The sequence below is a fragment of the Actinokineospora spheciospongiae genome (genome assembly GCF_003182415.1).
GTDB classification, from domain to species: Bacteria; Actinomycetota; Actinomycetes; order Mycobacteriales; family Pseudonocardiaceae; genus Actinokineospora; species Actinokineospora spheciospongiae.
This window is the reverse complement of sequence record NZ_QHCP01000004.1, coordinates 466,185-489,135: the sequence shown is the minus strand read 5'-3', so window position 1 is coordinate 489,135 and position 22,951 is coordinate 466,185. Positions and strand designations below refer to the sequence as shown.

8 protein-coding genes and 1 riboswitch are annotated in these 22,951 nt (G+C 73.5%); of the genes, 1 reads left to right on the top strand and 7 read right to left on the bottom strand.

Annotation, left to right across the window (positions count from 1 at the left end; genetic code table 11):
- Position 1: 1 nt before the first annotated feature.
- Both DFQ13_RS13125 and DFQ13_RS13120 read right to left on the bottom strand, forming a co-directional pair.
- Positions 2-1,726 (bottom strand): class I adenylate-forming enzyme family protein, encoded by a 1,725-nt coding sequence (locus DFQ13_RS13125; RefSeq protein ID WP_110079998.1) that lies wholly within the window; start codon positions 1,724-1,726, stop codon positions 2-4.
- Positions 1,723-12,771: a non-ribosomal peptide synthetase gene (locus DFQ13_RS13120; protein WP_110079997.1), complete on the bottom strand. Its 11,049-nt coding sequence runs from the start codon at positions 12,769-12,771 to the stop codon at positions 1,723-1,725. Before DFQ13_RS13120 ends, DFQ13_RS13125 begins: the two co-directional genes overlap by 4 nt.
- A gap of 234 nt (positions 12,772-13,005) precedes the next feature.
- On the opposite strand from DFQ13_RS13120, the gene DFQ13_RS13115 reads away from it, so the two are divergent.
- On the top strand, positions 13,006-13,545 hold the full coding sequence (locus tag DFQ13_RS13115) for a hypothetical protein (RefSeq protein ID WP_233427845.1): 540 nt from the start codon (positions 13,006-13,008) through the stop codon (positions 13,543-13,545).
- A 146-nt stretch (positions 13,546-13,691) separates the two neighbouring features.
- Here DFQ13_RS13115 and DFQ13_RS13110 read toward each other — a convergent pair whose 3' ends face one another.
- From DFQ13_RS13110 to DFQ13_RS13090, 5 genes are all read right to left on the bottom strand, one after another.
- Positions 13,692-17,501, bottom strand: coding sequence for an HD domain-containing protein (locus tag DFQ13_RS13110; protein ID WP_146241213.1), 3,810 nt, complete (start codon positions 17,499-17,501; stop codon positions 13,692-13,694).
- A gap of 120 nt (positions 17,502-17,621) precedes the next feature.
- Complete coding sequence (locus DFQ13_RS13105; protein WP_181399957.1) at positions 17,622-18,653, bottom strand: ABC transporter substrate-binding protein; 1,032 nt, start codon at positions 18,651-18,653, stop codon at positions 17,622-17,624.
- Entirely contained in the window at positions 18,650-19,420 is a 771-nt protein-coding gene (locus DFQ13_RS13100; RefSeq protein WP_110079995.1) for an ABC transporter ATP-binding protein, read from the bottom strand. Before DFQ13_RS13100 ends, DFQ13_RS13105 begins: the two co-directional genes overlap by 4 nt.
- A complete protein-coding gene (locus tag DFQ13_RS13095; protein WP_110079994.1) occupies positions 19,417-20,442 on the bottom strand; it encodes a FecCD family ABC transporter permease in 1,026 nt (341 codons plus the stop codon). Before DFQ13_RS13095 ends, DFQ13_RS13100 begins: the two co-directional genes overlap by 4 nt.
- A 67-nt stretch (positions 20,443-20,509) precedes the next feature.
- Positions 20,510-20,631: riboswitch (cobalamin riboswitch) on the bottom strand.
- A gap of 111 nt (positions 20,632-20,742) precedes the next feature.
- Entirely contained in the window at positions 20,743-22,944 is a 2,202-nt protein-coding gene (locus DFQ13_RS13090; protein WP_110079993.1) for an acyl-CoA dehydrogenase, read from the bottom strand.
- Between the last annotated feature and the right edge of the window lie 7 nt (positions 22,945-22,951).

Genomic DNA, 22,951 nt, shown 5'->3' with positions numbered 1-22,951 from the left:
CTCACCTCGCTGGGGTGGTCGTCCGGTCGGTCCACAGCAGACCGCCGAGGTCGTGCCGCCCGGCCCGCAGGACGGCGGCGCCGCGCGGGCCGGTGCGCGCCGCCAGCCACGCCCACCGGTCGACGGCGGCGGACTCGCCGGTGAGGAAGGCCCACAGCAGGTCGAGCGCCGACCCGGTGTGGGCGAGCACCCGCCGCCCGCCGACGGTGGTTTCCCGGCCCGGTTCGACCGGGGCGCCCGCCAGCTCCCGGTATGCGGTGAACGGCCAGGCGTCGAGCACCCGGCGCCGCCAGGTCTCGCGCTCCGCGGCGTCGGGCCGGGGTGCGCGGAGCAGGTCGAACGCGGCGAACACCGGGTCGTCGTCGTCGGCCCGCGCGGGTGGGCAGCGCGGGACCAGGGCGGCCAGCGGGCCGGTGATGCCCTCCGCGCAGGCGGCGGCGTGGCCGAGGAGCCGTTCGTAGCGGCTCGGGGAGATGCGTCTGGTCACCAGCGCGCGGCCCATCGCGGTGCGCATCGGCTTGCCGGTGGCGGTGGCCCTGTACCCGCCGAAGGCCACCACCGAGGGTCGGACCGCGGCCCCTTCGACGACCGCGCGGACGGTGTCGACCGACTGATCGGTGGCCACGAGACCGACGTCGTGGCCGAGGGTGGGTTCGGGCACGGCGACCGCGGCGTACACCCCGGGCAGCGCCCAGTCTCGTTCCAGGTCGACCGGGTGGTGCTTCTCCCCGCCGCGGTCGATGCGCTCGGTGCGCCTGCCGCGCAGCACCAGGAGCCCGTCGCGCCACTCGCCGAGGTCGCCGGTGCGCAGCCAGCCGTCCTCGGTCACCGCGGCGGCGGTGGCGGCCGGGTTGTCCCAGTACCCGTCCATCAGGTCGGGGGTGCGCAGCCACACCTCCCCGGCCTCGATCCGCACCTCCGTCCCCGGCAGCGGGACGCCGACCGGTGGGTGGGCGTCGAGGTAGGCGGCGCGGAAGTCGGCCCCGGTGAGGCGGGGCGTGGTGAGGCTGAAGTTGACCGCCTCGGTGAGCCCGTACCCCTGCCGCAGGCGGTCGCCGTAGAGCCGGTGGAAGCGGGCGGCGAGGGCTCGCGGGAGCGGGGCGGCGGCGGTGACCAGGTAGTCCAGCGCGTCCGGCCACGGCGGGGCGGCCTCGACCAGGTCGGCGAGCAGGGCGGGCACGATCGAGGCGGTGCGCGCCCCGCCGCGGTCGAGGTCGGCAAGGTAGCCGGCGGGGTCGAACGCGGTGTGCAGGACCAGTGGGCTGCCGGTGGTGTGCGTGCCGAGCAGCGACAGCACCAGCGCGTTGCAGTGGTACAGCGGCAGGCACGTGCCGTGCGGGCGGTCCGGGGTGATGCCGTGCAGTTCGGCGGTCTTGGCGGTGTTGCCCAGCACAGCGGCCCGGCTGAGCACGGCGCCTTTCTGCGGCCCGGTGGAGCCGGAGGTGAACATGATGAACGCCCGCCCCGCGCCCCGGCCGGCGTCCGGGTCCGGCCCGCCGACCCGGCGCGCCCCGGCGGTGTCGACCAGCGCGGCGGCGTCGACCCGGGTCACCAGCGCGGCGACCTGCGCGTCCGGTGCGCGCGGGTGCAGCGGAACCGCGACGAGCCCGCGGTCGAAGCAGCCGAGCAGGGTGCGGGCCAGTTCCGGGCTGTTCGGCAGCCGGACCAGGACCCGCGAACCCGGGGGGAGGTCGGCGAGCACCGGCGGGAAGGTGTCGTCGGTCATCGGTTTTCCCTCCCGCGGTGGGCGGCCAGGGCGGCGTTGAGCCAGGCTCCGACGGCGGGGGCGTTGACCGGTTGCATGGCGCGGTGGTGGGCGGTGTCGAGGAGGTGTTCGGTGAGGTGGCCGCCGATGAGCGGGCGCCAGTCGACCCAGCCCGGCACCGCGCTCGGGCCGGTGGTGGCCAGGTAGACGGCGTCGCCGGGGTAGGGCGCGGGCCGGTGCCCGGACATCAGCCGGGCGTGGCGGCGGGACATGGCCACCAGGCGGTCGACGTCGTCCTCGGTGAACGTGGCGAGCAGGCTGCCCTCGCGCCGCAGCAGCGCGGACACCTCGGGGTGGGTCAGCCGCTCCGGCGGGTACTCGTCGTCGCGGTGGCCCACGGCGGTGAGCAGCACCCGGTAGACGCGCTGCTCGTCGACGGAGTCGGACAGGTCCGCACCCGACCGGGCGGGCGGGTCGATCAGGAACGAGACCCCGACCTCCGCGCCGCGGGCGCGCAGCCGGATGGCCATGGCGTGCGACACGAGCCCGCCGAAGGACCAGCCGAGCAGGTGGTACGGCCCGTCCGGGAAGCGGGCCAGCAGTTCCTCCACGTAGGAGTCCGCCAGTTCCTCGATGGAGTCGGGGCCGGTGTGGGTGCGCGGGTCGTCGGCGTCGATGCCGTGGACCGGGTGGGTGCTGTCGATGTGGCCGAGCAGCCCGGCGTAGAGCCAACTGATGCCGGAGAGGGAGTGTACGCAGAACACCGGCGCGCTCGTGCCACCGGCCCGGAACGGGATGAACCGCCCGGCGGGTTCCTCGGGCCGCCCGAGGGCCGCGGCCAGGCCCGCCGGGGTGCCCGCGGCGAACACGTCGCGGGTGCGCGGGCGCTGCCCGAGCACCGCCCCGATCCGCTCGACCAGGCGCGCCACCAGCAGCGAGTGCCCACCCAGGGCGAAGAAGTTGTCCGTCGCCCCGACCGCGGGCAGCCCGAGCACCTCGGCGAACAACCCGCACAACACCTGCTCGCGCAGCGTCGACGGCGGGGTCACTACCCGGGTGGCCGCCCAGTCCGGGGCGGGCAGCGCGGCCCTGGCGAGCTTGCCGTTGGCGGTGAGCGGCAGCCGGTCGAGCGCCACGACCCGCGCCGGGACCATGTACTCCGGCAGGTGCGCGGCGGCGTGGGCGAGCACGGCGTCCGGGGTGGTCGTGCCGGTGAGGACCGCGTACCCGACCAGCCTGCGGTCGTCGGGGCCGTGCTCGTGCAGCGCGACCGCGGCGGCGCCGACCCCGGGGTGCGCGCCAAGCACCGCCTCCACCTCGCCGAGTTCGATGCGGTGCCCGCGCAGCTTCACCTGGTCGTCCTCGCGGCCGTGGAACCGCAGTTCGCCGTCCGCCGTCCAGGACGCGAGGTCGCCGGTGCGGTACATCCGGGTGCCGGGCGGGCCGAACGGGTCGGCGACGAACCGCTGCGCGGTCTGCCCGGGCCGGTGGAGGTAGCCGGTGGCGACCCCGGCCCCGGCGATGTGCAGCTCGCCGACCACGCCCGGCGGCACCGGGCGCAGCCGCCGGTCCAGCACGCGGCACGCCGTGTTCCACAGTGGACGTCCCAGCGGGACGGTCCCGGGGGCGCTGCCGCGCCGGGTGGTCGACCAGACGGTGGTCTCGGTGGGCCCGTAGCAGGCCAGGGTGTCGACGCCGAGCCCGGTCAGCTCGTCGACCAGCGCGCCGGGCACGGCCTCGCCGCCCACCACGCCCCGCAGCCCGCGCAGGGCCGCGGGCCGCCGGGCGACAAGGATCTGCCACAGCGACGGCGTGGCCTGCATGACCGTGACGCCCCACTCCTCGACGACGTCGAGCAGGGCGTCCGGGTCGCGCACGGTGCCCGCGTCGACGAGCACCACGGCCGCCCCGGTGACCAGCGGCAGCAGGAATTCCGGGACGGACATGTCGAACCCCGCGGGTGCCGCGGCCAGCATCCGGTCCTCGGCGGTCACGCCGAGTTCGGCCCGCAGCGACAGCAGCAGGTTCACCAGCGCGGTCCTGGGCACCACCACGCCCTTGGGTGCCCCGGTCGACCCGGAGGTGTGCAGGACGTAGGCCGTGCCCACGGGCAGCACCGACGGGGTCACCGCACCCGCCCGGTCGCCGCCGAGCACCACCCGGGGGCGGGCGTCGGCGAGCAGCGAGTCGACCCGGGCGGCCGGTTGGTCGGGGTCCACCGGCAGGTAGGCGGCCCCCAGGGCGAGCACCGCGAGCATGGCCGCGATCAGGTCGGGGTCGCGCGGCAGGCACAGCGCCACCAGGTCCCCGGGTCCGACCCCGTCCAGCTCCGCCGCGATCTTCCGAGCGCGCGTGTCCAGTTCGGCGTAGCTGAGCACCCGGCCGCCGTGCACCACGGCGGGTGCGTCCGGGGTGCGGGTGACCCACTCGGCGACGAGTTCGGGCACGTCGGCGGCGGGCACCTCGACCGGGTCCCGGCCGCCCAGCAGGCGGTGCGCCTCGCCGTCGAGGAGGAGCGGCAGGTCGCCGACGCGGGTGTGCGGTTCGGCCACGGCTGCGCGGAGCAGGACCTCCAGGCGGGTGTTGAGCGTGCGCGCGGCGGCGGGGCTGAACAGCTCGGTATTGTACTCCAGGATGCCCTCGACCGCCCCACCCCTGCGCGGGGTCAGGCTCCACAGCAGGTCGAGCCGGGACGCGCCGCCGTGCAGGGCCACCGGTTCGGCGGTGATCCCGGGCAGGTCGAACAACGGCGGCGGGGTGTCCTGGAAGGCCAGCATCACCTGGAAGACCGGGTGGTGCGCGGCGGAGCGGGGCGGGTTCAGCACCTCGACGAGCCGTTCGAAGGGCAGTTGCTGGTGGGCCAGGGCGGCCAGGTCGGCTTCGCGGACCCGGCCGAGCAGTTCGGCGAAGGTGGGGTCACCGGAGAGGTCGGTGCGCAGCACGACGGTGTTGACGAAGCAGCCGACCGCGTCGTGCAGCGCGCTGTCGTGCCTGCCCGCCACGGGCGTGCCGACGGGGATGTCCTCGCCCGCCCCGAGCCGGGCCAGCAGGACCCCGATGGCGGCGTGCACCACCATGAACGGGCTGGCCCGGTGCGCCGCGGCGAGGTCGGTGAGCGCGGTGTGCAGCCCGGGGTCGAACTCGAACGCGACGCTCTCGCCCCGGTGCGCGGACTGCGCGGGCCGAGGCCGGTCGGTGGGCAGGGGGATCGCGTCCGGTGCCCCGCGCAGCGCCGCGGTCCAGTGCGCCAGCTCCGCGTCGAGGTCGAGGCCGCGCTGCCACAGGGCGTAGTCCGCGTACTGCACCGGCTCGTCCGGCCACCGCGGTGCCCAGCCTCCGGCCCGGGCGGCGTAGGCGGTGGACAGGTCGCGGGCGAGGGGTGCCAGCGACCAGCCGTCGGCGGCGATGTGGTGCAGGAGCAGCAGCAGCACGTGCCGGTCGGGGGCGGTGCGGACGAGCGTGGCCCGCACGGGCGGTTCGGCGACGAGGTCGAAGCAGTGCGCGGCTTCGGCGCGCAGCAGGTCGCGCCACCCGGTCCCGGTCGAGTCCAGCACGGTGAACGGCACGGCGGCGGCTTCGCCGAGCACCTGGTGCGGCTCGGGGTCGGTGTCGGTGACCTCGGAGACGGTGGTGCGCAGCACCTCGTGCCGGTCGACGACGTCGCGCAGGGCGGCGGCGAGCGCGCCCGCGTCGAGCGGCCCGACGAGTTCGGTGGCGAACGCCATGTTGTAGACGGGATTGGGTCCGGCGAACCGGTCGAAGAACCAGAACCGGCGCTGCGCGGTCGACAGCGGGACGCGGTCGGGGCGCACCTGCGCGGTGAAGGCCACCCGTTCGGTGCCGCCGGTGAGCCTGCGCGCCAGTTCGGCGGGGGTGGGCGCGTCGAACAGGGTCCGCAGCCGCAGGTCGGCGCCCGCGCGGTCGCGCAGCAGGTTGACCACCCTGGTCGCCAGCAGCGAGTGCCCGCCGAGGTCGAAGAAGCTGTCGTCGGCGCCGACCGCCGCCAGGCCCAGCGCGTCCGCGAAGACCCGGCACACCAGGCGCTCCGCGTCGGTCTCCGGTGCCCGGCCGGGGCGCACGGTGGACTCGGGCGCGGGCAGGGCGGCCCGGTCGACCTTGCCGTTGACCGTCAACGGGATCTCCGGCAGCGGCACGACGAAGGCGGGCACCAGGTGGGCGGGCAGCACCCGGGCGGCGTGCGCGCGCAGCGCGGCCGGGTCGGCGGTGCCGGTCACGTAGGCCACGAGCGCGTCGGCGCGCGGCAGCACCACCGCCCGCCCCACGTCGGGCGACTCGGCGAGGACCCGTTCCACCTCGGCCGGTTCGACCCGGAAGCCGCGCACCTTCACCTGCGCGTCGGTGCGGCCCAGGTACTCCAGGGTGCCGTCGGGCAGGCGCCGGGCGCGGTCGCCGGAGCGGTACACGCGGGCGCCCGGCGGCCCCCACGGGTCGGCGACGAACCTGGTCGCGGTGAGCCCCGGCCTGCCGAGGTAGCCCAGCGCCACGCCGGGACCGGCCACGTACACCTCCCCCGGGCAGCCCGGCGGCACCGGTCGCAGCGCGTGGTCGAGCAGGTGCACGCGCAGGTCGTCGAGTGCTTCGCCGACCACGCCGCGGGTCTCGTCCGGGTCGCGAAGGGCGTGGAAGGTGGTGTGCACGGTGGTTTCGGTGATGCCGTACATGTTCACCAGCAGCGGGCGGCCGGGGCCGTGCCACCGGCGGACCCGGGTCGGGTCGAGGGCTTCACCGGCGAGCACCACGTGCCGCACGGACAACGCGGTGGGCTCCTCGGGGTCTTCGGCCTCCGCGCGCAGCAACTGGTCGAACGCGGACGGGGTCTGGCTCAGCGAGGTGACCCGCTCGCGGCGCAGCAGGTCGAGGAATTCGCGCGGGGAGCGGACCAGCTCGCGCGGCACCAGCACCAGCCGCCCACCCCGCCCCAGCGCCGACCACAGCTCCCACACCGACACGTCGAAGGCGAAGGAGTGGAACAGGGTGTGCACGTCGTCGGGGCCGTGGCGGAAGTGGCGGTCGGTGACCGCCAGCAGCCGTACCACGTTCCGGTGGGTGACCACGACGCCCTTGGGGGTGCCGGTGGACCCGGAGGTGTGGATCACGTACGCCGGAGCACCCGGGTCGACGCGCACCCCCGGGTCGGGCCCGGCCTCGGGGGCGGCGGTGAAGGTCTCCGGGGTGACGGTGAGGACGGGTCCGGCGTCCTCGGTGATGCGGCGCAGGCGTTCCGCCGGGTGGGCGGGGTCGAGCGGCAGGTAGGCGGCGCCGGTCTTGAGGACCGCGAGGAGGGCGACGACCAGCTCGAACGACGGGGTCAGCGAGACGCCGACCAGGGTTCCCGGTCCCGCCCCGTCGGCGATGAGGCGGGAGGCGAGCCCATTGGCGCGGCGGTCCAGCTCCGCGTAGGTGAGGTGGTCGTCGCCGCAGGTCAGCGCCCGGGCGTGCGGGTGCGCGCGGACCTGGGCGGCGAACAGGTCCACAAGGGACTCCCTGACCGGGGCGGGCTCGGCGGGGGGCGCGGGGCGGGGCTCGCCGGGCAGGAGCAGGTCCAGCTCCGCCAGCGGGCGGTCCGGGTCGGTCGCCACGCGGTCGAGCACGGCGGCGACGCGGTCGAGGAACGTCCGGGCCGCAGTGGGGTCGAGCACGTCGCGGCGGTGGTCGAGGCGCAGCCGCAGCGAGTCGCCGGGGACGACGATGAGCGTCACCGGGTAGTGCGTGCCGTCGAGGCCCCTGGCGTCGGTGACCTCCAGGCCGGGTGCGCCGAGGGCGGTGCCGTCGACCGGGTAGTTCTCGAACACCAGCACCGCGTCGAACAGCTCCTGGTGCCCGGCCAGCCCCGGCAACCGGGCCAGGTCGGCGTGCTGGTGCTCCAGCACGGACAGGTGCTGGGCGTGCAGGGCGGCCAGCACCCCCGCCGCGCTCGCCCCCGGGTCCAGGCGGCAGCGCACCGGCAGGGTGTTGATCATCAGGCCGAGCACGCGCTCCACCCCGGGCAGCTCCGGCGGCCTGCCGGACACGGTGGCGCCGAACACCACGTCGTCGCGGCCGGTCAGCGCGCCGAGCACGGTGGCGAAGGCCAGGCGCAGCACGGTGCTCGTGGTGATCCCGCGCTCCCGGGCCAGCCGCCCGATCCGCTCGGTGGCCGCGGCCCCCAGGTCGAGGTGCGCCTCCCCGCGCGGCCCACCGCCGCGCCCGCCGCCCGCGAGGAGGGTGGGTTCGTCAATGCCCGCCAGCAGTCCGCGCCACACCCGGTCGCCCGCCTCGGTGTCGCGTGTGGACAGCCAGTCGAGGAAGGTGCGGTACGGGGTGGGCGGCGGTGGTTGGCCGCCCGCGTACAGGGTGAACAGCTCGGAGACCAGCACCGGCATCGACCAGCCGTCCACCAGCAGGTGGTGGGTGGTGAGCACGAGGGTGTGCCGGTCGGGGCCGCGGCGCAGCAGCGCGCCGCGCACCAGCGGCGGCCTGCCCGGGTCGAACCGGCGGCGGCGGTCCTCGGCGAGGAACCGCCCGACCGGTGCGGCGCTCTCGGTCCACTCGACGACCGGGTTGTCCGGCACCCGGTGCACCGGCCTGCCGGTCTCGTCGTTCTCCACCCCGGAGGCCAGGTGCGGGTGGCGGCGCAGCAGCGCGTCCAGCGCGCCGCGCAACCGGGTGCGGTCGAGGTCGCCCGCGAGGTCGAAGGTGAACTGAACCAGGTACGGGTCCACGCCGTCGTGGTCGTGCAGGGAGTGGAAGAGGATGCCCTGGGCCAGCGGCGTGAGCGGGTAGGTGGCGCGGGCCTCGGCGCGGGCCACCAGCAGGCGCAGCGCGTCGACCCACCGCGCGGCGAGCGCCTCGACGGTGTCCTCGGGCAGCAGCCGCCCGGCCCAGGTCCAGTTCGCGGTGAGGCGGGGGCCGTCGGTGATCACGGTGTTGAGTTCGAGGGCGTGCCCCAGGGCCAGGTCGGGCGGCATGGAGGAACCGATCGCGCCGTCGCCGAGCCCGCTGACGCGGCCGAGGTGGTTGAACGCCACCGCCGGGTCCGACCGCGCGGCCAGCACGGGTGCGGTCTGCGGGTCGAGGTGGCGCAGCAGCCCGTACCCCAGCCCCTTCTCGGGCACCGCCTCGACCGCGGCCCACACCCGGCGCACCGCGTCGTCGAGGCGGGCGGGGTCGGCCTCGACGTCGGCCAGGGTGGTGCCGGGGTCGAGGACCAGGGGGAACAGGGTGGTGAACCAGCCGACGGTGCGGGTGGTGTCGACGCCCCCGGCGATGTCCTCGCGGCCGTGCCCCTCCAGGTCGAGCAACACCGCCGGATCGTCACCGCCCTCCCCCACCGCGAGGGCGAACGCGGTCAGCAGCAGGTGGTGCAGCGGGCACGAGAAGACCTCGGCGGCCCGGTCCAGGGCGGCGGTCACCTGGTCGGGGACCGTGCTCGGGTGCCACCGGCGGGTGGTCTCGGTGTCCAGGGCCGGGTCCGGGGCGGGGAATCGCCCGGCCGGGCGCGGGAGCGCCTTCCAGTGTCGGAACTGGGCCCGGGCGCTGTGCCGGGTCAGCAGCCGCGACCAGCGGGCGAAGGAGGTGCCGACCGGGGGCAGCGGGTCGCCGTCGAGGGCGGTGTGCAGGTCCTCCAGCAGGATTCGCCAGCTCACGCCGTCGACGGCGAGGTGGTGCACGAGGAGGACGAGGGTGCCGGGGTCGAACCACAGCGCGTGCAGGACGGGCCCGGTGGTGGGGTCGAGTGCGGCGCGCGCCCGCTCGGTCAGCCCGGCCGCGTCGGACCCCTCGCCGTGGTGGTCGAGGCGGAACTCCGGTTCGGCGGTGAGGTGCCAGTCCCACAGGCCGTCGGTCACCGCGAGCCGGGCGCGGAGCATCGCGTGGTGGGCGACGAGCGCGCGCAGCGCGGCGGGCAGGGCTGCCCGGGCCTCGGGCGGGAGGGAGACCTCCACGGACTGGGTGAAGCCCGCGACCGCGCCGCCGAGCCCGCGCAGCCAGTGCATGATCGGGGTCAGGGGCAGGTCGTCGGTGTCCAGGGAGTCGGGTTCCGGGGAGTCCTCGCGCGGGGGTGCCGCGGTGCGGGTGGCGGCCAGCGCGCGGACGGTCGGGGTGCGGAACAGGTCCGGCACGCCGAAGGTGAACCCGGCGCGGCGGGCGCGGCCGGTGAGCTGGATGGCGGTGATGCTGTCGCCGCCGAGCCGGAAGAAGTCCTGCTCGACGCCGACGGTGGGCACCCGCAGCACCTCGGCGAACAAGGATGCCAACTCCTGCTCCGCGGCGGTGCCGGGCTGCGCGGCGGGCGCGGGGGCGGTCGTGGCGCCGGGGGCGGGGAGGGCGGCGCGGTCGAGCTTCCCGTTGCGGGTCAACGGGAGCGCGTCGAGCACGACGACCTCTTCCGGCACCATGAACGCGGGCAGCAGGTCGGTGAGGGCCGCGCGGTCGGGCGGGGTGGCGCCGTCGGCGAGGACGACGTAGGAGACGATCCGCCGCCGCCCCGGGACGTCCTCGCGCACCACGGTCGCCACCCGCCCGACCCCGGGGAGCCCGGCCAGGGCGGCGTCGACCTCACCGGTCTCCACCCGGAAGCCGCGCAGCTTCACCTGCCCGTCGGCCCGGCCGACGAAGTCCAGGGTGCCGTCGGGGTTCCAGCGCGCCAGGTCGCCCGTGCGGTACATGCGCGCACCGGGCGGCCCGGTCGGGTCGGCGACGAACCGGGTGGCGGTCTGCCCCGGCGCGTCCCGGTAGCCGCGGGCCAGGCCCGCCCCGCCGACGTACAACTCCCCCACCACCCCGGGTGGCACCGGGCGCAGCGCGCCGTCGAGCAGCGACAGGCGCCTGCCGTCGATCGGGCGGCCGATGGGCACGGCCGACGCCCCCGGCGCGACGCGGTGGCGGGTGGCGAAGACGGTGGTCTCGGTGGGGCCGTAGCCGTTGACCACCTCGGCCCCGCGCACCCGGCGGACCGCGGCGGGTGGGACGACGTCGCCACCGGTCCAGACCTGGCGCAGCCCCTCGAACACCTCCGGCCGCTCCTCGGCCACCGCGGCGAACAGGCCCGCGGTGAGCCACAGGCCGGTGACGCGGTGGCGGGTCACGACCTCGGCGAGGGCGTCGACGTCGAGGCGGCCGGGTGCGGCGACGACGACCTCGCCGCCGGTGAGCAGCGGCACCCACACCTCCAGGGTGACCGCGTCGAAGGCGTGCGGGGAGTGCAGGAGGAACCGCTCGGCGGCGCCCTCGGCCCAGGCGCGGTCGGTGGCGAGGCGGGCGACGGCGTCGTGGGGGACCGCCACGCCCTTGGGGACGCCGGTCGAGCCGGAGGTGACCATGACGCAGGCGAGCTGGTCGGGCGCGGTCGCCGCGTCGGGCGCGGTGGGGCCGGGTTCGACGGTGATGTGGTGGCGCACCCCGGTCGCCACGGGGTCGGCCCGGGTGGTGGCGTCGACGACGAGGTGATCGACGCCCGCGGTGAACGCCCGCAGGCGGCGCACCGGGTCCGCCCGGTGCAGCGGCAGGTAGGCCGCACCCGCCTTGAGGATGCCCAGCAGCGCCACCACGAGGTCCGGGGAGCGGCCGAGGAGCACACCGACGAGCGTCTCGGCGGTGGTGCCCGCATCGAGCAGGCGGTGGGCCACGGCGGCGGCGCGCTCGTCGAGGGCGCGGTAGGTCAGGGTGCCCCCGGTGGCCGCGCACCGGACCGCGACGGCGTCGGGGGTGCGGTCGCGCTGGGCGGCGAACGCGGTGACGACCGTCCCGCCGGGCCGCGAGGGGTGCCCGATCCCCAGCCGCGCCAGGGTTTCGCGCTCGGTGGGGGTGGTGAGGTGCAGCGCGGCGACCCGCGTGCCCGGCTCGGCCCCGGCGAGGGAGCGCAGGACATGGCCGAAGCGGTCGCGCACCTCGTCGAGCAGTGCGTCGGGGTGGTTGGCGGGGTTGCCGTCGAAGTCCAGGCGCAGCGTCCCGTCGCCGAAGTCGTAGGCGACGATCGAGAGGTCTTCCGACGGCGGCGCGACGACGTTGTGCACCGACGCGGTGGCCGCGCCGAAGCGCAGGTCGTAGTCGAAGCGCTGGATGTTGACCACCGGGCCGAAGAACTTGCGCCCGTCGTCGGCGTACCCCAGGTCGCGGCGCAGGCGCTCACCCCGGTAGCGCTGGTGCTCCCGCACCCCGCGGATCGCGGCGTCGACACCGGCGACCAGGTCGGCCACGGTGGCGCCCGGGTCGACCGCCACCCGCAGCGGCAGCACGTTGGCGGCCATCGCGGGCACCGCGCGCCCCGCCGCGTCGGTGCGCCCGGTGACCGGGAGGCTGAGCACGACGTCGCGGTTGCCGGTCACCGCGTGCAGGTGCACCGCGGCGGCGGCGATGACCAGCCGGTTCCACCGCTGCCCCAGCCGGTCCGCGGCGGCGGTGAGGTCGGCGAACGCGGCGCGGTCGAGGGTGGTGGTGCGCCGGGTCGAGCGGCCCTGGGCGGCGGCGGGCCGCTCGGCGAGGCTGAGGAAGTCGGGCCGGTCGGCCATCGCCTCCAGCCACCACGCCCGGTCGGGCCCGGACTCGTAGGCCGCTTCCTCGGCCAGCAGCGGCGCGAGCCGGTGGTCCACCGGGGGCGGCACGGCGCCGCGGGTGAGGTCGGAGTGGACCCGGGCGATCCTGGCCGAGAGCAGGGTCATCCCCACCCCGTCCAGCGCGATGTGGTGCACCCACTGGAAGAGCCAGTGCCGCCGCGGACCCAGCCGCAGGATGGCCGCGCCGTACACGGGCCCGGTCGCGAGGTCGACCGGCCGCGCCAACCGGCCCCGCATCCACCGCAGGGCAGCGGCTTCGCCGTCCACGTCGACGTGCTCGACGACCACCGGCAGGCCGGTGCGGCGCTGGCGCAGTTCGCCGTCGCGCTCGAAGAAGACCACCCCGAGCGCCTCGGCCTCCCCGGCGGCGTGCGACACCGCCCGGCCCAGCACGTCGGCGTCGAGGTCACCGCGGATGTCGGCGTACTCACCCCAGAGGTAGGAGGAGCCCGGAGCGGCCTGCTCGGCGAACCACACCCCGGCCTGGGCGGCGAGAACGGGCAGGTCCTCCAAGGTGATCAGTTCCCCTCGACTCGGGCGGACTGGTCATGACTCCGTGCGACCTCGACGTTACACAAAGTTCTCGCAAAGCAAAGTAATGCACTGGTAAAGTGATCTGCGTCATGCCCACCCCGCGCACGACCCCGGAGCGGGGCTCCTGATCGCTGCTGCGATTGGCGGTTCTACGCCGTGCGGCGGCTCCCTAGGCTGGCCGCAGGAATGCGGCGCAGGGTATGGAGGAACGACGTGTCCCCTTTTCGCACGACGCGCAGGCGGCGGTTCGGGCGTGTGCTCGCGGTGGTCCTGGCGGCCCTGGCGATGCTCGTCGGGGTGTTCGTGACCTCGGCCGGCGCCTGCTCGTGCTTCCCCGGCGGCGAGGGCTCGCGCTACGTCCGGGCGGACCACGTCTTCACCGGCCTGGTCCTGAGCAAGGAAACCCTGACGGGCACCGACCCCGACAGCCCGCAGGACGACGTGTTCCGCTACCGGGTCCTGCGGTTGCAGACCCACAAGGGACAGCCACCGATCCTGGTGAACGTCGACACGTCGGTGGCGGGCTCCACGTGCGGGATCTCCCTCAACGTCTGGGAAACATACCTGGTCTTCGCCTCCGGCGACGCGAGCGACCGGGTCATCGAAACCGGCCTGTGCTCCGGCACGCGCCTGGCGTCGCAGGGGCCGCCGATCACCGAGGAACCGCCGACCACCACCACGACCGCGCCCGCACCGACCACCACGGCCGTCGCGCTGGCCGCCTCGACCCCTTCGCCCTGCGCGGCGGCGTAGCGCACCGCGTTTCGCACCACTCACACCCGACAAGCGAGGCGTACCCCCGACAACGGCTGCCTGCACGCCTTCGACGTCGACGTGTGGCAGGACCCATTGCGCGTCGAGGGGGGATCAGCCTGCTGGCGACCGATGGTCGACGTCTGTCAGCCCAGGAAAGGAACGTGCTTGAGGGCGTCGTCGATCATCTTCTCGACATCCGGGACGTGAACCCCGGTTGCTCGCAGCCAACTCAGGACGACCGGCAATGGCCGACCAACCGAATGCACCATCTCATCCAGCGAACGCAAGTCGATCCGAGGCTCGGCAAATCCGATAGAGGTCTCGCGATACACCAGCCTGCTCAATTCGGTCGCATCACCGAATGTCATCCCTTGCGGCAAAATCCTATCCGATACCGCCAACCCGTACCCCTCGATGCGAGCGACCACATCTTCCACCGTGAGATCCAGCACCCCCGCCTGGGGCGCGACGAGCAACAATGGAAGAACGTCTGAAATCCACGAAAGCCGAAAGTACCCGTCGACTGCCAGGAACAACTTTTCATCCATCCTGTCCGCAGTTTCGGGCAGATGGACGCGGCTGCGGATGCCCAGTTCTCCGATACGCTCGATCCAACGCCGAACCTCTGCAATGTTGCGCGGCTTCGGCATGTCGAGACCCAGTCCGACCTCAGCGCTCCACAGGGTTGCCCATTGCAGGATACGACGATCGCGCACATCCGTTTCCCGAGGCACTTCCGGTGTTTCGAAGCCCAGAAAACGCAACGCAAGAGCAATTTCTTCACAATCGAAATTCAAGCGCAGCGCCGCATCCAGGACATCCACAGCCAACAAAGGTCGTCTTCGCCACAAGCCGATGGACTCGTCCTCCATGGCGAACAAGAGCGCGGCCAAAGGATTGAGGTCATCTGGCAACATTTCCTCGATGGGCTGAAAATCAAGTCCGAGCAGCATCTCGCACAATTTTTTTGCAGAAGTACCTCGCCTCAGTTCCGCCACCACTCGCCTGACACGGCCAAGCCTTTTCCCTCGGACCAGCCCGAATTTTCTACGATCTCCAGCACTCAACGTTTGGCCAACATACGACGCGCTGACTACTGTCTCATCGGAGATCTCCACACCAGCCGCGCGCCAAGAAGAGACGATTTCGTCAGTCGACATATGCGTCCTTCGGCCTGCCGAACGTATGTCGCCCGCCCTGATTTGATCTCCCGCACACAAGGGGCGGCCGCCAGACGAGTGCAAGAGGACGAAGTTGCCGACCGTAAGCGGCTGATCGTCGATTTCCGGAATCCGGATGCATTCGAAACCGAAGAGTGCCATCAACGCAATCAAGTCAGACACGGTCGGACACAGCGTTGAACGGATCGAGTCAACCAATCGTGATATTGACACCTTTTCCCGGAAGCCATTCCCGCTCCAGAATTCAAGCACCGGGACATGCATCGGCATGGCGGTCAAGGTTGCTGGGTTTCGCGAGTATCCCCGATATTCCAAGAATTCAACAAATGCCGACTCCTCCTCGTGAGCGAATACACGCCATAGGTACGTCGCATTTATCAGATCATTATCGCGTATGCGATGCTCCAAAACTTCGGGGAAGCTGGATGCGAAACCGACACCCCATTCAGCATCGCACGGGTGAAAACCGACCTCCGCGAGATCCACGACCCCGAAGCGGCTGGGGAGTTCCACCCGCCTCCGCATCGCGGCATCGACAATCGAGTGGGCCAGGAAAGGACTCGCCGAGAAAACAGCGAGGAGCCACTCATAAGCGAAAAGACCGCAGTCCAGCAGCAGGTCGATGGTGTCGCCCGTGAATTCGGCCAGCACCTCGAACCCATACTTCTCATCGTCCATGATTTGCGTTCGATCGAGAGACAACCGCTCTGGTGCGTGTCGGCCCGACAGGTTCACGACGAACGGCAGGTTTAGGGCAAGATCCTGATGTCGCCAACTGCTCGGGGTCCGCACGACCACCCCGTCAACCAGCACCCCACCTGCGGTCTCACACCACGCGAAGTCGATACCCGGCGGCGTGTTGGCGACCTGCACCATTCGAGCGTCGAACCGGCGCCGCTCGTTCCTGCGGATGACACTGGCGTCCACGGGCACCAGGGACTTCGGTTCCCAAACGTCCGACTCATTGTGGTCGACGGCCGTGGTGCGGAACTCCGCCATGCCCAGGAGTTGTCTCAGGATGTGAACCACCGACCGCGAGCGGATTCCCTGCTTCAGGTAGAGGCGGACCGTCGTGCCGGGCGCCCGACTGCCCGCGGGCAGGTGTTGGATTCGGAACAGGTGGCCAGGGCCGAAGATCGTTGCCCACAGCACGGCACCGCCCCCACCGTCCCTGCCCACCCGGCACGTGGTGACCACAATTCTCTCGGCGAGCATGAAGTAGCTCAGAACGCCCACACCGAAGCGGCTGTTGGGGTGCAGTTCGACAGGCGGGTCGAGGTGCGACCACTCAGCCAGTTCAGCAAGGAACTCCGGCTGCTCGGCGAACCTGCTTCCCGCCTTGCAGAACACGCCCCGCAGCTCCACGTCCCCCATGCCGATGCCGTTGTCCCGGCACTCGACGTACGCACGGCCGTCTTCGTCCTCGGACTCTTCGAACTCGATCAGCCCTTCGTAGGCGTGGGTGTTCTGCCGGGTCCGCTCCAGGTATTCGGTGCGGGCTCGGCGGTAGCGGCACGCGTCGAGGGCGTTCTGGTAGAGCTCGCGGATGGCCAGTTCGCTGTCCTTGTAGAGCGTGTCTCCCACCAGCAGATCCCGGACCCGGTTGCTGTCCAGGCGGAACCCCGCCCAGCCCGCCAGGCCCTCGTCAGCGGGGAGCACCTCGTGGGCTGACAGTCGGGCGGGTAGTACCGGGAACCGGTAGGGCACGCGCTCACCGACCGTGCGGTGAACGGCGTGCAGGAGTTCGTCGGTTCGGGCGACGTGGTCGCGGACCGCCTCGATGACGGCGGCGTGTGGGCAGGCGGCGCGCAGGACGGGCACAGCGGGCGCGCCACCCCAACTCGCCTCGTGCAGGGTGGCGCGGAGGGCATCGAGGTCGACCGGGTCGGGGATGGCGAGGTGCTCGGCCACCACGTCGGGGAGCGTGAACGCCTCCACCGACATGCCGTGGGCGAGGGCGAGCACCAAGGTCAGCAGGTGTTCGCGGACCCGCTGCCCGGACATGCCGCGCACCTGGTCCTGGACGCGCAGCCCGGACAGGAACTCGTCGCCGCACACGCCGGGGCCCCGGCGCAGGCCGGGCAGCACTCGGGCGATCCGCCGAGGGTCGGCCACCGAGGGCAAGCCCAGTGGGTCGCACAGATCCGCAACCGTGGGCACAGCCACCGAGTCGGCTGGGGATGCGGCGCCCCCGGTCAGGTTGCGGCGGACGATCCAGCGGTGGAACAGCCACCAGCCGATAGCCGCGCCCTCCGCCGGACTGCGGCGGGCGCGGTCGACAAGGGCCGGGTGGTGGTCGGCGGACTCCTGGAACGACGCGCGGACTCCGGCTGTCGAACGCGGGTTCCAGGGTTCGACCCCCACCAGTGCGGCGGCGACGCGCAGGTGGTGCACGTGGTGGATGAGGGGGACCAGGGTGAACAAGGCCGCCTCAACCGGGTGGAGTTCCACCTCTCCTGCGTCCCCGAGCAACCAGGCGGTGTTGTCCAGGACGCGCAGAGGGAAGTCCGGTTCGTACCACGGGTCACCGGGTAGGGCCGCCGCTGCCGCGTCGCGGTGATCCGACAGGACACCCGCGGCCACCGCGACCTTGTTCCGCAGGTCGGTGGCATCCGCCCGGACGTGGTTCCACGGCGGGGCGTTGTGCGCGGCTTCGGACCAGCCACTCAGCGGAGGTGGGGTGGGTGGGGAGGTGAAGATGATGTTGCCGTGCAGGTCACGGAGCTGCACCACCTTGTTGCCGTTGCCGTGGACCCGGTTGATGTCTGCCACGCTCATCCTTCCGCACCCTGGTTGGTCCGGAAGTCTACGCACGCTCGCTTTCTCGGAAATACGATTCCGGACCGGTCTCAGGCCTCAGCAGTGCCCTCGACACCGCTGTCCACGGCCGCCTCAGCCCGCGGCGACCTCGTCGTCGGCGCGGGGCTTGAGGCCCGAGGCGGGGGCGAGGCCCCACTCCTCCAGCGCGGACCGGACCTGCTCGGCGGCGTCGATGTTGAGCGGGCTGCTGGTCCAGAGCGCGTAGGGGAGGTTGAGGAAGCGGCGTTGCTTCACCGCGGGGAGGTCGGCGATGCCGGGGCGGGCGGTGAGCAGGTCGATCTTCTGCTGGAAGGTCTGCGGCGGGTAGTCGACGAACAGGAAGGCGGCGGGATCGGCGGCGGCGACGCGCTCCCAGGAGACCGCGGTCCAGGTGTCGTCGAGGTCGGCGAGGGCGTTGCGGGCGCCCGCGGCGTCGAGGATGGCCTGCGGGGCGCCGAAGCGGCCGCTGGAGAACACCGTGTCGCTGGCGCTGTCGAAGAGGAACACCGTCGGCGGGGTGGGCGGTTGCGGTGCCGCGCGGAGTGCGGCCAGGCGGGTGTCGAGGTCGGTGAGCACGTCCGCGGCCCGGGGAGCGCGGCCGGTGATGGTGCCGAGGTTGGTCAGGTCCTCGCGCAGTGCCTGCCACGGGTCGACGATCCCCCGGGCGCGTTGGCCGTCCTGCTGCCTGCAACTCTCGGTGAGGATGTACGGGGCGATGCCCTGGGCGCGCAGCGAGTCGGGGGTCAGGCCCTTCTCCTCGCTGTAGCCGTAGTTCCACCCCGCCACCACCACGTCGGGGCGTTGGGCGACGATGGTTTCCTTCGACGGGTACTGCGGGGCGACCTGCTTGAGCGCGTCCACGGCCGGGCCGTAGTGCGCGCGCAGGGTCGCGGCGTCGCGCTGGAGGCTGGACACGGCGGCGACCTGGTCCTGGGCACCGACGGCCAGCACCATGGCGATCATGTTGCCGTCGTTGACGAACAGGCGTTGCGCGGGCGCGGGGAACTCCTCCGCCGTGCCGCAGTTGGTCACCGTGGCGGTGCCGCCGCCCCGCGGTTGTTCGGGTGCGCTGCCGCACGCGGTGAGCGCGAGCGCGCAGGCGAGCAGGACGGGAGTGCGGTTCACGAATCCTCCAGGGACATCAGCAGGTGGGTGCGTCCGGTGTGCGGGTCGATCACCGGGGTGGCGCGGACACCGAAGGCCGCGCGGACCACCTCGGAGGCAAGCGCCTCCGCGGGCGGGAGCGCGGGCGCGGTCCGTCCACCGTGGACGACGATCAGGCGGTCGCAGGTGGCCGCGGCCAGCGACAGGTCGTGCATGGCGACGACGACGGTGCGGTGCAGGCCGCGCAGCAGTTCGACCAGGCGCAGTTGGTGGCCGACGTCGAGGTGGTTGGTCGGTTCGTCCAGCACCAGCACCGGGGCCCGCTGGGCCAGTCCGCGCGCCAGGGACACCCGGCGCCGCTCGCCGCCGGACAGGTCCTCGACCGGTCGCCGCGCCAGGTCGGCGAGGCCGACCTCGGCCAGGGCCGCCAGCACGATCGGCCGGTCGGCGTCGTCGGTGTCCCACGGCGCGGCGTGGGGCACGCGGCCGAGGGCGACCGCTTCGCGCACCAGCAACCCCGAGGGGAGGTCTTCGTCCTGGCCGACGAACGCGACCCGCCGGGCCCGGGCCCGCGCGGGCAGCCGGTGCAGGTCCTCCCCGTCGACGAGCACCCGCCCCCGGGGCGGTCGGGTGATCCCCGCCAGCGCCCGCAGCAGGGTCGACTTGCCGCTGCCGTTGGCCCCGACCACGCCGACGACCTGCCCGGGCGCGATGTCGAACGCCACGTCGACCAGCACCGCCCGGCGGCCCACCGCGCAGGTCAGGCCCACCGCGCTCAGCGCGCTCATGCGCCGAACCGGTAGCGGCGCCTGCCCAGCAGGGCCAGGAACGCCGGGGCACCGATGAGGCCAGACACGACGCTCAGCGGGATCTCGGTGGGCCGCACGGCGACTCGGGTGACCACGTCGACCCACACCAGGAACAGCGCCCCGCTCAAGGCCGCGACCGGCAGCACCGCCCGGTGCCTCGGACCCACCAGCAGCCGCGCGGCGTGCGGGACGACGAGCCCGGCGAACCCGATGCCGCCCGAGACCGCGACCAGGACACCCACCAGGACGCCCAGCGCCACGAACAGCCCGACCCGGACCCGGCGCACCGGCACCCCGACCGCCGCCGCGGTGTCCGGTCCGACGAGCAACGCGTCCAACCACCGGCTGCCCAGCAGCAACAGCACCACCACCGCGGGCACCACCGCGGCGGGCAGCAGCAACTGCTGCCAGGTGGCGCCTGCCAGGCTCCCCAACAGCCAGAACAGGACCGACTGGGCGGCGGCGGGGTCCGGGCTGCGGAAGACCAGGTAACTGGCGAGCGCGGAGAACATCGACCCGAGGACGGTCCCGGTCAGCACCAGCCGCAGCGGGGTCAACCCGCCCTGCGCGGTGGCGACCCCGAACACGATCAGCGCCGCCGCCAGCGCACCCACCAGGGCACCGGCGGTCAGGGCGAAGATCCCGGCCGAGGCGAACAGCCCCGTCGTGATCACCGCCGTGGCGCCCACCCCCGCCCCGGAGGACACCCCGAGCAGGTAGGGGTCGGCCAGCGGGTTGCGCACGAGGGTCTGCATCCCGACGCCCGCCACGGCCAACCCGGCACCCACCAGGGCGGCGAGCAGCACCCGGGGCACCCGGAACTGCCAGACGATCGTGTCGGCGGCGAGGTCCACCGCGATCCCGCCGTGCAGCCGCCCCCACAGCGCGCGACCCACCTCGGACAGCCCCAGCGGCTCGGCGCCGAACGCCGTGGACAGGACGAGGCTGAGCCCGAGCACCACCACGAGCACGGAGGCGGTGGTGCCGACGCGGAGCCTCACCCGCGCCCGGACCGGGTGCGGTTCCCCTCGTCGTCCGTCATCGTGACCTCCTCGTGGCTTGCGCGGCCTGGGAACACCAGCGACGGGGAGGGGTCTGGCTGCCGGTCGTCGGTGAGGACGACCGGTCACAGTGGCGCGACCGCTCCGGATTCCCACCGGATTCCCGCACCCGTCACCGACAGCCTAGGCACCCCCACCGGTGCCCCCCGGAACCGGCCCGGGTTCGCCGCGCACCGCCATCGGCAGGACGCGCGAACCCGAGCGGCCCTCGACGCCGCCCGTTCCCGGTGCGGGCCGCAGTCAGGCGGCGTCGCGGGGCAGGCCGAGCATGCGTTCGCCGATGACGTTGAGCTGGACCTCGGTGGTGCCGCCGTAGATCGTCATGGCGCGGCAGGCCACGACCTGGTCCATCCACCGGTCGCTGGGTTCCCCGGAGACCGCCACCACCCCGGCGATCCCGAGCTGTGCCACGCAGAACTCCGCGATCTGCTGCCCGAAGCGCATGCTGAGCAGCTTGCCGACGCTCGACGTCGTGCTCACGTCCACCCCGGAGAGCTGCTTGAGCACCGTACGGGCACCGAGCAGGTCGAGGACGTGGTTCTCGCAGGCGAACTCGCCGACCCGGTTCAGCGCGGTCGCGTCGAGGTCGCGGCCGTCGACGAATTCGAGCAGGTCCGCCAGCGTGGGATAGGAGGCGTTGCCCCGGCCCAGGGCGACGCGTTCGCTGGACAGGGTCGCGCGGGCGACCGTCCACCCCTGACCGGGTTCCCCGACGACGCAGTTGTCGGGAATGAACACGTCGTCGAGGAAGACCTCGTTGAAAAGCTGGGAACCGGTCGCCTCGCGCAGCGGCCGCACGGTGATGCCGGGGGTGGACATGTCGAGGATGAAGTAGGTGATGCCCTCGTGCTTGGGCGCGTCCGGGTCGGTGCGGGCGATGAGCATGGCCCAGTCGGAGAACTGGGCGACCGTGGTCCAGATCTTCTGGCCGTTGACCTTCCACCCGCCCTCCACCCGCGTGGCCCTGGTGGTGAGGGAGGCGAGGTCGGAACCGGCGCCGGGTTCGGAGAACAACTGGCACCACACGACTTCACCGCGCAGGGTCGGCACCACCACGCGCTGCTTCTGCTCCTCGGTGCCGAAGGCGACGATCGGCGGGACCGCCCAGCCGCCCATCAGCAGCTCCGGCAGCGGGATGCCCGCGTGCTTCAGTTCCTCGCTGATGACGACCTGTTCCAGCGGGTCCGCGCCGCGGCCGTGGGGGCGGGGCAGGTGCGGTTGGACCCAGCCGCCGTCGCCGAGCGCCACCAACTGCTCGTCCGGGTCGAGCGCGGCGATCGCGGCCAGTTCCCCGCGCACCGCCTCGCGGATCGCCTCGGCGCCGTCGGGCAGGTCGATGCGGACCCGGCGGGCGTCGCCGCCCAAGGCGTGCCGGGCCACTTCCGCGGACCACTGCGCGCTGCCGCCGAGCAGGCCGCGCAGCGTCAGCGCGCGCCGGTAGTACAGGTGGGCGTCGTGTTCCCAGGTGAACCCGATGCCGCCGAGGACCTGGACGCAGTCGGCTCCGCAGCGCACGGCGGCGTCGGGGGCGACCACCGCGGCCACGGCGGCGGCGAAGTCCGCGGTGTCGTCGCCCGCGTCCAGCGCGCGGGCGGCGTCCCAGACGCTCGCGCGGGCGCGTTCGAGTTCGACGCCCATGGCGGCGCACTTGTGCTTGACGCCCTGGAACTGGCCGATCGGGCGTCCGAACTGGACCCGCACCTTCGCGTACTCGGCGGCGGTCGTGGTGCACCAGGACGCCACGCCGACCGCTTCGGCGCCGAGCACGACGGCCGCGATGGAGCGGACCCGCTCGGCGCTCAGGTCGCGCAGCACCCGGTCCTCGGGCACCGGCACCGGTTCCCGCGTGGCGACCAGGGCGGAGCGGCGGATGACGTCGAGGCTGTCGCGCTCGCGGACGTCGAGGTCCGCCCGGTCGAGGACGACCCACCGGAGCCCGTCGTCGATCCGCGCGGGCAGCACGAGGACGTCGGCCACCGCTCCCCCGAGCACGCCGGTGGTGGAGCCGGTGACGGTCACGCCGTCCGGGCCTGCGGTCGCCGTCAGTGGTTCGGCCAGGCCGACCGCGGCGGTGGTCGAGCCGTCCGCCAAGCCGGGGAGCAGGTCGCCCCGCACCTTCGCGGTGGAGGCGACCAGCAGCGCGGAGGCGAGCGTGGTCGGCAGCAGGGGGCCGGGCTGTGCGGCCCGGCCGAGCGCTTCCAGGACGACCGCCAGTTCCAGCAGCCCGGCGCCCGCGCCGCCGTGCTCCTCGGGCACGTGCAGGCCGAGCAGGCCCTGGGCGCCCAGCGCACCCCAGAACGGCGGCAGGCTCTCGCGGTCGGCGTCGACGGCGGCGCGCAGGACGTCCGCGCCGAGGTGTCGGGCGGCGAAGCCGCGCACGGAGTCGGCGAGCGCGGTGTGTTCCCCGGTCAGGCCGAGGCCCAGCTCGTGGGCGGTGGTCATGGTGTTC

Coding starts and splice junctions, on each gene's coding strand:
- DFQ13_RS13125 (WP_110079998.1), bottom strand. CDS start 1,726: ATGACCGACGACACCTTCCCGCCGGTGCTCGCCGACCTCCCCCCGGGT.
- DFQ13_RS13100 (WP_110079995.1), bottom strand. CDS start 19,420: ATGAGCGCGCTGAGCGCGGTGGGCCTGACCTGCGCGGTGGGCCGCCGG.
- DFQ13_RS13090 (WP_110079993.1), bottom strand. CDS start 22,944: ATGACCACCGCCCACGAGCTGGGCCTCGGCCTGACCGGGGAACACACC.